At 41.1% G+C, this 10,330-nt stretch carries 10 protein-coding genes; 4 read left to right on the plus strand and 6 right to left on the minus strand.

Annotation, left to right across the window (positions count from 1 at the left end):
* Positions 1 to 101: 101 nt before the first annotated feature.
* Together FEM55_RS00310 and FEM55_RS00315 are read right to left on the minus strand one after the other, a co-directional pair.
* Positions 102 to 329 carry a hypothetical protein gene (locus FEM55_RS00310; RefSeq protein WP_138279338.1) on the minus strand — a complete coding sequence of 76 codons (228 nt, stop codon included), beginning with the start codon at positions 327 to 329 and terminating at the stop codon, positions 102 to 104.
* A gap of 123 nt (positions 330 to 452) precedes the next feature.
* Entirely contained in the window at positions 453 to 875 is a 423-nt protein-coding gene (locus FEM55_RS00315) for a response regulator (protein ID WP_138279339.1), read from the minus strand.
* Between the two features lie 1,082 nt (positions 876 to 1,957).
* Between FEM55_RS00315 and FEM55_RS00320 the strand changes: the two genes are divergently transcribed.
* On the plus strand, positions 1,958 to 2,389 hold the full coding sequence (locus tag FEM55_RS00320; RefSeq protein WP_138279340.1) for a response regulator: 432 nt from the start codon (positions 1,958 to 1,960) through the stop codon (positions 2,387 to 2,389).
* Between the two features lie 272 nt (positions 2,390 to 2,661).
* On the opposite strand, the gene FEM55_RS00325 is transcribed toward FEM55_RS00320, so the two are convergent.
* Positions 2,662 to 2,889 carry a hypothetical protein gene (locus FEM55_RS00325; protein WP_138279341.1) on the minus strand — a complete coding sequence of 76 codons (228 nt, stop codon included), beginning with the start codon at positions 2,887 to 2,889 and terminating at the stop codon, positions 2,662 to 2,664.
* Positions 2,890 to 3,208: 319 nt separating this feature from the next.
* Here FEM55_RS00325 and FEM55_RS00330 point away from each other — a divergent pair, with 319 nt between their 5' ends.
* Together FEM55_RS00330 and FEM55_RS00335 are read left to right on the plus strand one after the other, a co-directional pair.
* Positions 3,209 to 3,601: a PAS domain-containing protein gene (locus FEM55_RS00330; RefSeq protein WP_138279342.1), complete on the plus strand. Its 393-nt coding sequence runs from the start codon at positions 3,209 to 3,211 to the stop codon at positions 3,599 to 3,601.
* Complete coding sequence (locus tag FEM55_RS00335; RefSeq protein WP_138279343.1) at positions 3,586 to 6,372, plus strand: PAS domain-containing sensor histidine kinase; 2,787 nt, start codon at positions 3,586 to 3,588, stop codon at positions 6,370 to 6,372. The genes FEM55_RS00330 and FEM55_RS00335 overlap by 16 nt, the downstream gene beginning before the upstream one ends.
* Positions 6,373 to 6,474: 102 nt before the next feature.
* Here the strand turns inward: FEM55_RS00335 and FEM55_RS00340 are convergent, their stop codons facing one another.
* Both FEM55_RS00340 and FEM55_RS00345 read right to left on the minus strand, forming a co-directional pair.
* Positions 6,475 to 7,299 (minus strand): IS3 family transposase, encoded by an 825-nt coding sequence (locus tag FEM55_RS00340; RefSeq protein ID WP_138279344.1) that lies wholly within the window; start codon positions 7,297 to 7,299, stop codon positions 6,475 to 6,477.
* On the minus strand, positions 7,296 to 7,592 hold the full coding sequence (locus tag FEM55_RS00345; RefSeq protein ID WP_138279345.1) for a transposase: 297 nt from the start codon (positions 7,590 to 7,592) through the stop codon (positions 7,296 to 7,298). Before FEM55_RS00345 ends, FEM55_RS00340 begins: the two co-directional genes overlap by 4 nt.
* 646 nt (positions 7,593 to 8,238) lie before the next feature.
* Between FEM55_RS00345 and FEM55_RS00350 the strand changes: the two genes are divergently transcribed.
* Positions 8,239 to 8,718 (plus strand): hypothetical protein, encoded by a 480-nt coding sequence (locus FEM55_RS00350; protein WP_138279346.1) that lies wholly within the window; start codon positions 8,239 to 8,241, stop codon positions 8,716 to 8,718.
* Between the two features lie 1,094 nt (positions 8,719 to 9,812).
* Here FEM55_RS00350 and FEM55_RS25355 read toward each other — a convergent pair.
* Positions 9,813 to 9,980: an NAD(P)H-dependent oxidoreductase gene (locus FEM55_RS25355; RefSeq protein WP_212748278.1), complete on the minus strand. Its 168-nt coding sequence runs from the start codon at positions 9,978 to 9,980 to the stop codon at positions 9,813 to 9,815.
* Positions 9,981 to 10,330: the final 350 nt, after the last annotated feature.

Below are 10,330 nucleotides of genomic sequence, written 5' to 3' on the forward strand. Positions count from 1 at the left end.
TACACTACTAGTTCTTTAATTAATATTGGTTAACTCCCTGGTTATCAATACATCTAGGAGGCCTCTGGAAAAACCTTTTATTGCACCAATGAATTTATATATCAATCCCATTCATGGTCCTTTAAATAATTACGCAGTTCAATTCCTTTTTTGGTCAAACGTCCGTAAATTAAAGATTCCAGGTTCGTAGACCACAACAGATAAACCATACTCTGGGTTTCAAGAAGCTTCATATCAGCAATGATCCTGTGGTTAATACCTTCTTCAATGGTGAATATAATCTGGTCTTGATGCCTGAATATCTTCATTGCTTCAAATTCCTCTTCCATAATCGTTGATGCGATTTTATACAGCAAATAACAGCAAGTAGTTTGAAAAGAACCTGGTCAGGCCCCTGAAATGGTTATGCAAAACAAGCAGATTGGCCTGAAACTACCCTGTCCAATATCAGATTACATGTTATTAGGATGCAGGCAGGATTTCCAGTATTTGTAAATCGTAGCAAGCCTGTCCTTTAAAACTTCATAGATCTCAGGCTTTAAGAAATAACCCTGGATACAGGATTTATATGCTTCTTTCACTACTTCAACGCGGCCTGAGGTATCAAAGAATATAAACGGGATGGCTCTTTCCTTTAAAGGCGGGGAGCTTTCGATGTAGTCCCGGACTCCAATGCCGCTTATCATGGGCAGTGCCGTATTGCAAAGAATAAGAAAGGGCTGATCCGTGGTTGCACCCAGATATTCTATCAGCTCGATGCCGTCCTGAAAAAAAAGAATCTTGTTCTTGATGCCTAATTCTTTGGATAGTTGCGCCAGCAGAAGATAATCGTTCTCATCGTATTCAACCGAGAGTATGGGTCCTGAAAGTGACATTTGTAAATGAGTGGGTTATCGTTATACACGTTACTATTTGGGGCAACTATTATTTGTTGATCACCTGCACCGTAAAGCTTACCCGGGCATAATAAATAATACCATACCAATGAGATGTCATTACCCGGAATGGTTTGACAAGAGCATGAAAATGTCAGGTTTAAAAGTAATGGAGCTTACCGGTTAATGCTGCCAATTAAGCCAGTCCAGAATTGGCAAAGAATGGGATGTCCACCAGAAAACGCTGCATCAGTAAAGTTAGATCATCCCAGTTACGTATATTTTGGATTGCCAGAAAAGCCATCAAAGCATCAGCCAGCATTCGGGGGATAGTACCTTTACGGGTGGTACTTTACGACCACACAATGGGTATCCCTTTAAACAAGGTAGTACCGGATCCTGGACTTTGATCGAACCATTTGAACTGGCCCCGGAAAGGATGAATACCAATCCTCATCATTTTATGGTGATCCACTTTGGAATGGAACGAGGTCTACTGCCAGTTGCTCAGTTCGTCAGGATCCCTGTCAAATAGTCTTAGGTATCTGTTCTGGATCGTTATTAGCTTGTTTACCGGCAGCATATAGATGTGGTTAGGCTTAGCCAAACCATGTACTTTCACCCAGTTAACGGGTATCCGGATATGATTGGCCAGCAACTGGCCATACGGATGCTTACATTATTTCTTTCCAAGTGCTGGATTGTTATGAATGCAACACGGGGTTAAATACAAAAAAAATGGTAAAGGTACTGAGTGCCGTCACTTGGAAAACCGATTGCAACAACAAAGAATTTTGAGGGTTTACCATGATTGATTTTATGTGTGTGAATAATAGTACCCTGAATGTGAGCATATTCAAAATGCGAAACTGGAATGTTAAAATACATACCCGCAGTTGAGCAGCCGTTTAATGGCCTGTGTAACTTTTATATTACTGATAACAATTGCCAGCAGTTCAATCTGCTGCCCTTTGATTATAAACAGTACCTTCTCAGTAAAAAACGCATGTATTAACTCCTAGGAGAAATTCAGGAATATTCTAATAAATCCATTATTTTTACAGCTTATTAATCCACGAGTAATGTCTAAGGTTAGTCCTATAATCGTGATTGAAGATGATGAAGATGATCAGTTTTTAATCCAGCAAGTCCTTTCCGAGCTCCGGATCGATAACCCTGTCAACCTGTTTGACAATGGCCTGCAGGCCTATGAGTATCTGCTCACAACCAAAGACCACCCATTGGTAATCCTTTGTGATGTGAATATGCCCGTCATGAACGGCTTGGAGTTAAGAGACCAGATTGAAGACAATCCCTATCTTAAACAAAAGTCGATACCGTTTGTTTTTCTGAGTACTTCCAACGACCCTTTCCTGATTGAAAAAGCTTACAGCGGAACCATACAGGGTTTTTATAAAAAGTCCGTCAGCTTTCAACAAATCAAAGCAAACCTGGAGGTAATTATCAGGTACTGGAAAATTTGTCTTCATCCAAATAATGTATCAGGTAGCTAAAACCAGCTAGGAACCTTAAGACAGACTATAATCTTAACTCAATAAATCTATTAGCTTCTTTCAAAACGGTTGTCAATTGTTTTAGCCTTATACCAAGAAGTACCATTACCTTTATGGGTATAAATTAATTTATGTTAAAAGTTTGGGGTGTGCTTTTTTAATAGGTTCTAATCCAGGCAGCTTCTTCAAACCAGTATGTCACCAATCAGGTGAGCTACGTTCAGCATTTACTTTCCAATCCTTGCCAGAGCTATTAGGGAAGATGTTCTTTGTTAATCCCATTCATGCTGCTTTAAGTAATTGCGAAGGTCCATGCCCTTTCTGGTCCACCGGCCATGTATCCGTGATTCTAGGTTTGTTGACCATGATAATACAACCATGTCCTGTGCTTCAAGCAGTTTCATATCAGAAATGACCCTGTTGTTTATGCCTTCTTGAACCGTAAACAAAATCTGGTCATAATTCCTGGAAACCTTCATGGCTTCAAATTCCTTTTGCATAACGGTTAATGATCTTTATGTAAAGCATATCATGCCATTAGGATTATATGCTTAAACAACAAGGCAATTGACAAATGCATAATCCAGCAATATAAACAAGTATTGTCTGCTGGTGGGAAATATGCCTGATGTTTACTCTTATTTCGTTTCTTCAAATTTATAATAATGCTCATAAAGCTGACAGGATTATTACATACTACATTTTGTTAGGTAAGATTTTTAGTAGGTAGCTGGTTATTGGAATACTTTTTTAAAAATAAGGAGTCATAGGGATTTACCAGTGTAATCTCAGCAGTGCAGATTAATCCATTTATCCGTAATGAATAGCCAGCAGCCAGTCAATCCGGCTCCCAACCTTTTACAACGCCTAGACCTTGACTTCGCCCTGAGGGCTGCAGCACTTGGAGTATGGGAACTTGACCCTGTTACGCAAATAATAAACTGGGATGATCAATGCCGTCAGTTCTTTGGATTGTCCAAGAAAAATCAACTTTCTTATGATCAGGCTATAGAATACGTCCATTCCGATGATCTGGAACGGATTAATCAGGCAGTATTATGGGCAATGAACCCATCATCGGATGGGATTTATGACCAGACTTACCGGACGATGGGTGCGGAAGATGGAAAGCTGCGCTGGGTCCGCTTCTTAGGCCGTAGCTATTTTAAGACGGAAGCATTTACCGGTTTGCTGGTGTGGCGCAGGAAGTGACAGAGCAGGTTTTAAACAGACGCAAGCTGGAAGAAAGTGAAAGCCGGTTTCGTTTACTGATCCAGCAGGCACCTGTTGCGACCAGTCTGTATGTAGGGTCCCAGCTGCGCATTGAAGTAGCTAACCTTACCATGTTAAGCTACTGGGACAAGGATCAATCTGTGATAGGTAAAACCTTCCGGGAAGCTATGCCTGAACTGCAAGGCCAAGGCTACTTTGAAATACTGGATGAAGTTTTTAAAACAGCAGAAGCATATCAGATGCATGCCTCGCCTGCACAGGTCAGCATTGGTGGAAAAGCGGGTAGATACTATTTTGATTTATCCTTTAAACCGCTTCTGGATACCAGTGGCCAGGTGTATGCCATTTTGAATACTGCGTATGATGTTACCAGCCAGGTTGAAGAGCGTCAGCAAAAAGAGAAAGAACAACAGCAGGTGTTGGCATTGTTTGAGCAGTCACCAGTGGAAATTGCCATGCTCAGTCCGGATGGCTTCCACTTTAAGATGTCCAATCCGTTTTACAACGATTTGGTGGGAAGGACATCGGGGCAGCTTCTGGGCAGGCCATTGCTGGAGGCAATCCCTGAACTGCAGGGACAAGGTTTTGATAGGTTACTGCGGCAGGTAGTTGATTCCGGTGTGCCCTTTGTTGCAAACGAAGTTGCAGTTAAACTGGTCCGTAGCAATGAGCTGCAAACCGTTTATTTAAACCTGACCTTTCAGCCGCAAAGGCATCAAAATAACAATGCTGTGACGGCCATTCTGGTGGTTGCGACTGATGTTACCTTGCAAGTGCACACCCAGCAGCAGATTCAGCAGAAGAACCTGCAGCTGCATGAGCTTTTGGAGAACACACCTGATGTCATCACGCGCTGGGACAAACAGCGAAGGCTAGTATTTGCCAATCAGGCGTTCAGTGCAAAAACAGGAACTGAGAACACAGGGCTACTAGGCAAGACTAACCTGGAAATGGGCCAGCCTACCGAAGTTGCAGTGCCTTACATGGACCGTTTACAGCAAGTACTGGATAGCAGACAGCCAGCAGAACACTACAATGCCTTTCCGGCCCCTGTCGGTCTGATACAATATCATTCCCGTATGGTGCCCGAGTTTGATGCTGATGGGCAGCTCGTGAGTGTGCTGTCGATTGCCAGGGATATTACTGAGCTAAAAGTCAGTGAAGATCGTTTTAGGAGCCTGATTCAGCAGGCCCCCATTGCTACAAGCCTGCTGGTGGGACCTGAATTTATTGTAGAAGTGGCCAATCCCATACAGCTGGCACACTGGGGAAAAGACATCTTTATAATAGGTAAGCCTTTGATCCAGGTATTGCCCGAACTGAAAGATCAGTCCTACCTTCAAGTCCTGGAAGATGTTTTTACCTCTGGGAACGTATACAGTAATGCCCAAGCCAAAGTGCTCTTAAACATAAATGGCATGACACAGACGCACTATTTTGATTTGACCTATAAGCCACTTCTGAATGCTTCCGGGCAGGTTTACAGTATCCTGGCCATGTCTTCCAATATTACCCAGCAGGTATTGACCCGGCAGGAGTTGGCCGAGAAGAGCCAGGACCTGGAGCTGGCCATGAACATTGGGCAGTTAGGCAGCTTTAAGATCAACTTACTGAAGCATACAGCTACCTATTCCCGGCTGGTTATGGATTGGTTTAACCTGCAGCAACAAGGGGAAGCATTACCTGCAATCTTTTCCCGCATTCATGAAGATGACCGGGCTGAGGTAATGCAGAATATAGAACAGTCTATTCTGGGTGAGAATAACGGCTATCATGACCTGACATTCCGTGTCTGGGATTCATCAGCCAATAGTTGGCGCCACCTGCATTCGGTAGGTCAGACGCAGCTGGAATCCGGAGTTGCTGTTTCGCTGTCAGGAATTATCCAGGATGTGACAAACCTGGTCATGGCACATAACCAGCTACAGGAAAGTGAATCCCGTTACAAAAACCTGTCCATTGAACTCGAACAAAGAGTAAAGCAGCGGACACGTGATCTACAAATTGCAAACCAGGACCTGATGCGTTCCAACCAGGACCTTCAGCAGTTTGCCTATATTTCCAGTCATGATCTGCAGGAACCTTTACGGAAAATCCAGTCACTCGGCACCATGCTCGAGCAGCGGTTTAGTAAACAGCTTGGCATTGAAGGAAAGCAGTTGCTTGACCGCATGATTAAATCCGGAGCCCGGATGTCTAACCTGATTCATGATCTACTGGCATTTTCTTACCTCTCGGCCAAACAACAGCACTTTGATCTGGTATCCCTGGATGAAATTCTAACTGATGTGATCAACAAACTTGACCTTGAAATTGCAGAACGGCAAGCATTGATAGAGGTAAATACGCTGGGCACTGTACAAGGAGATAAATCCCAGTTGGGCCAGTTGTTTCAGAACCTTGTTTCAAATGCTATTAAATTTACCCTTTCCTCAGTAAGGCCACATGTCCGTATTGAATGTTTTCAACGTAGTCGTGGTGAATTGCCCTCTGAGCTTCAGCCTGGCAGTAATGCAAATCAATTCATTCAGATCAGCATCAGCGATAACGGGGTAGGCTTTGATACCTACCATCTAGACCGGATCTTTCAGATGTTTCAGCGGCTGCATACCAGGAGCGAATTTCCAGGTACAGGAATAGGACTTGCCATTTGCAAGCGTGTGGTAGAAAACCATGGAGGCGGCATCACTGCAAACAGCAAGCCAGGCAAAGGTGCAACATTTTGTATTTATCTGCCGTTGCAGGTTTAATAAATTAAGTTATAGTTTCCATCTAATATTAGGATCACAGGCTCTATATCCTTGAAGTACTCCCTACTTTTCGGACCATCAGTTGATAATTGATAATTAAATTCAAGCTGCATTCAGGTAAAGATTTACTGGTTTTTTACGTCCGATACCTTGATGTTTTCTGGAATTATAACGTTTGACAAATCGATCAATTCCTTGATATAGGTCAAGGCCGTTTTTCTCTGGATTTAAATAAATGTATTTCTGCTTGATGGTTCTGAACCAGCGTTCGATAAACGCATTATCTGTTGCTCTTCCCTTGCCATCCATACTAATCCGGATTTTAAGATCATTCAATGTGCTTACCCAGTGCTCACAGGTATATTGGCTACCTTGATCTGTATTAATTATTTCTGGTTTTCCATATTTGCATATCGTTGCATGTAAAAGCTCCGTTTGCGTTTGCTTTTCGAGGCTGTTGGACAACTGCCATCCAACAATATATCGACTATACAAATCTATGATGGCCGTCAGATACATAAAACCATGCTTCATTGGTATGTAGCTGATATCCATAGCCCAAACCTGATTGGGACGGTTAATTTGAAGGCCTCTGAGCAAATATGGGTGAATGTATTTTGCTTTTCCCAGACGGCTAAGGTTACGTTTTGGATAAATCGGCTCAATAGCCATCTTCCTCATCAGCCGACGGATACGTTTGACGTTGTAATCCAACCCTTTTTCAGCCAGCTCGTCCTGCATACCCAGCACACCCAGGGTTGGATCAGAGAGGAACAGTTTATCCATAGTCTCCATCAGCACCAAGTTTTCTTCCTTTTCACCAGCAGGTCTGTAATACAGCTGGCTGCGGTTGATGCTGAGGATCTCTGACTGCCGACGAATACTCAATGGATGGCTGCTGTCGATCAATGCTATGCGCTCTTTCATAGACCGGCTTTTTTCAAGCTTTTTTTTAGAAAGTCGTTCTCCACCTGTAGCTGACCAATCTGCTTAAAAAGATTGTCAACATCCACAGACTCTTCTTCCTTAGCACTTTCATCTGCGAAAGCCTTCTCAGCCTGTTCCAGAAATTCCCGCTTCCATGCTGATACCTGGGTTGGATGGATCTCAAATCGAGTAGCCAATTCGCTTAGCGATTGCCGCTCTTTTAAGGCTTCAACGGCTACCATCGCCTTAAACTTTGCTGTAAATTTTCTCCGGCTCTGTTTCATTTTGTTCATCGGTTTTATGTCAAGTTAACAAATTTAACCGATGGTCTCAATTTTGGGGAGTATTACACCTGGCTATATTACAAGTTTATTCTTACTGGTAAGCAGACCAGGTTGAAATAGCAACCTTTATATTTCAGGAATGCCAGGTATTACATGCGTACACCTATTTTTTAGAACTTGCGCGGCTTTTAAGCTGCCGGATCAGGTTTTTGAACCCCGCGTAGTCCCCGGACCCGTTGTTATTCCTCTGTTCGTCCTTCAAGCTTTTTTCAGGAAATCAGGCATTCTTAAACCTATATGCCATTTACTGATGCGTACTGGATCAACCCTCAACTAAACTCACCCAATATCAGGCCTCTGGTTAGTTACACCGTCATCTTTTTAAAAAGTTCATCAAACATTTATGGTCGGCCGGCAGCCGTTTTCTTACTAAATTAAATCTTAGTTGGATTATCAAATCGGCCTGTTTCTACCTCCAACAAAAGGTAGCAGGATCAGTATAATTGATTCTAAACCACCATACAATGCTAAGAAAATAAATTAGTTCTGCAAGGTGAAATAGAAATAGTTTGATGAGATATAAACGTAAGTATCAATCATGTAGATGCTACAATGACATTTTTATCTTTTTCAAACCTTTTTATACGAATTAACAATGAAAGAACTAAAAATTAGCAGGGATAATGCCATCAGGGCATTTAAATCGGCAGACCAAAATGGAAAACTTTTGCTTGAAGCCTTATTTGGACAGGAAGTCTTAGATGAGAAACTTACTGAAAGGATAAAGACTTATGAAGACGCTTGTGTTTTAACAAGTATTAAGCCATTATCTGTTTTAGACTTCTTATTCTTACCAGAAAAAGATCAGGAATCCTCATTAGCCCATCACCAACTTACAGTTATTGCCAAATGTTTAAATGATGGATGGGAGCCTGATTGGCATGATAATACCCAGCACAAGTATTATCCACATTTTATTTGGGGTGAATCGCGTCTTGGATTTATGTATTACAATTGTGGCTGGACTACCTGCTATACAGCTATTCATTCCCGTTTTGTCTTCAAGAGCCACGAGCTTGCAGAATATGCCGGAAAACAGTTTTTAAGTATCTATTTTGATTTAATAGCACTTTAACAAAAAACTTTAATTGATGGTAAGATTAATTCTAGCCCGGCAAGGCCTGCCAATAAAGGGATCCAAGAATACACATTGTAACTGGGAAACCGATGGCCAATTAAAAGCGAAACGATTAGAAGATGGGGCCAATTTGAGGATTGATGATGCCAATGAATGATCTTTGACTACATTGAAAAGTATGATAACCGGATAAGAAGGCATTGCTGGCCGGGCTACAAAAGTTCTGAACAATTTGAGGAATATTCCATTTTCTGACAAGTCCAATGTGCCGCTAAATTAAACTACCTTATTTTGTCCAGACCATTCATTGGCCTAAGGATTAAATGAAATAGTAGCAGAAATATACCTGCTACTTTTCACGATTAACCTAAACAGAAATTGTATATAAGAGTTTATAACATTGAGTAAAAATAAGATCTAAGAATAAAAATAGGGTGGAATTTCAATCCACCCTGTCAACAAACATAACCTAACCTTAATCAACTTTCTTTTCACAAGTGAAAAATAATAAATTTTAATCTAACATAAAAATATTTCTACAATATTTTTAGAATAAACTTTGTATTTATTGAAAGTAAATGTTCATGGGTCAGCTTTGCTATCTATTTTTACGTAAAAATAGAGCAGGCCATAAATCTGCTCTATTGCTGTAACACAACCACTAATTTTACTGTACTTTATCATAGGTGAATTTAGGCAATAATAAGGTACTGTCAAATATATATTATGATAATGTAGAATCAAGTAGTATTAATGTTGACGGCTCTGTTATTGGAAACAAAGAAGCAGTGCTGGGGTATTTCAAAGAAGTTGGGTCTTTCCCACTTTTAATGGTATGTGCAATTTAGAATGCCGTTCAGGTGTTCAAACTTATTATGGATGTCACTTGCCTTGTTTTCCCTTCCTTCGTTAAAGTATTTTAAGGTAAAATGCCTTACGAGGTTTTTCGGAAACATACGCTAAGGAACTAGGTTTTTAGTTTACCCACATAATTCTTTCATCTTGCATCATCATGTGCAAAAATGTGTGCCACTTTTCGGAGCCACCTCACGGACATTGCTGATTCTTGAAACACCTCCTGATTAACAGCTTCAAAATGTAACTGGATTCCCTTTGTGAATGTCTTTAATTTCATATCTGACCTTCAAACGCATAACCTTGTCTATCCAATTTTTTAATATTGCAGGCAATACTCCCCACCAATTGGGATGAATAATAATGAAGCAGTCGGCTGTTTGTAATGCCTGGCAACATGGCAAAATACCATTATTAAAATAATATATCCAGCAATTCTTTTGCCTTCAGAACTGGTTCAGAGTTATTCCTAAATAAATCATGATTACAGTGTAGGTTGGCTATAACGCTTTAATTATCTTCTAAGGTGCATTTTCTTAGAACGTGTTTGGGATTTGGGAAGAAAGGGGATCGTACCATCTTTGCAGTGACCAAACATTCAAGACTTGACTAAACAGTATGTTAGACTATGATACCTCGATTATGTTAGACCACTAATTTAGGTTTGTTAGTTGTTTTAGGCGCACATTTCAAACAGCTCTGCAGGCTTTTTTCGATCTATTCCCTGGTGCGCTCTGAAATGATATCTATCCAA

This window comes from Dyadobacter sediminis, from assembly GCF_005860765.1.
Taxonomy (GTDB): Bacteria; Bacteroidota; Bacteroidia; order Cytophagales; family Spirosomataceae; genus Dyadobacter; species Dyadobacter sediminis.

Bases quoted from the DNA above. Each gene is read 5' to 3' on its own strand.
- FEM55_RS00315 (WP_138279339.1), bottom strand. From the start codon at position 875: ATGTCACTTTCAGGACCCATACTCTCGGTTGAATACGATGAGAACGAT.
- FEM55_RS00345 (WP_138279345.1), bottom strand. From the start codon at position 7,592: ATGAACAAAATGAAACAGAGCCGGAGAAAATTTACAGCAAAGTTTAAG.
- FEM55_RS00330 (WP_138279342.1), top strand. From the start codon at position 3,209: ATGAATAGCCAGCAGCCAGTCAATCCGGCTCCCAACCTTTTACAACGC.
- FEM55_RS00340 (WP_138279344.1), bottom strand. From the start codon at position 7,299: ATGAAAGAGCGCATAGCATTGATCGACAGCAGCCATCCATTGAGTATT.
- FEM55_RS00320 (WP_138279340.1), top strand. From the start codon at position 1,958: ATGTCTAAGGTTAGTCCTATAATCGTGATTGAAGATGATGAAGATGAT.
- FEM55_RS00325 (WP_138279341.1), bottom strand. From the start codon at position 2,889: ATGCAAAAGGAATTTGAAGCCATGAAGGTTTCCAGGAATTATGACCAG.
- FEM55_RS00310 (WP_138279338.1), bottom strand. From the start codon at position 329: ATGGAAGAGGAATTTGAAGCAATGAAGATATTCAGGCATCAAGACCAG.
- FEM55_RS00350 (WP_138279346.1), top strand. From the start codon at position 8,239: ATGAAAGAACTAAAAATTAGCAGGGATAATGCCATCAGGGCATTTAAA.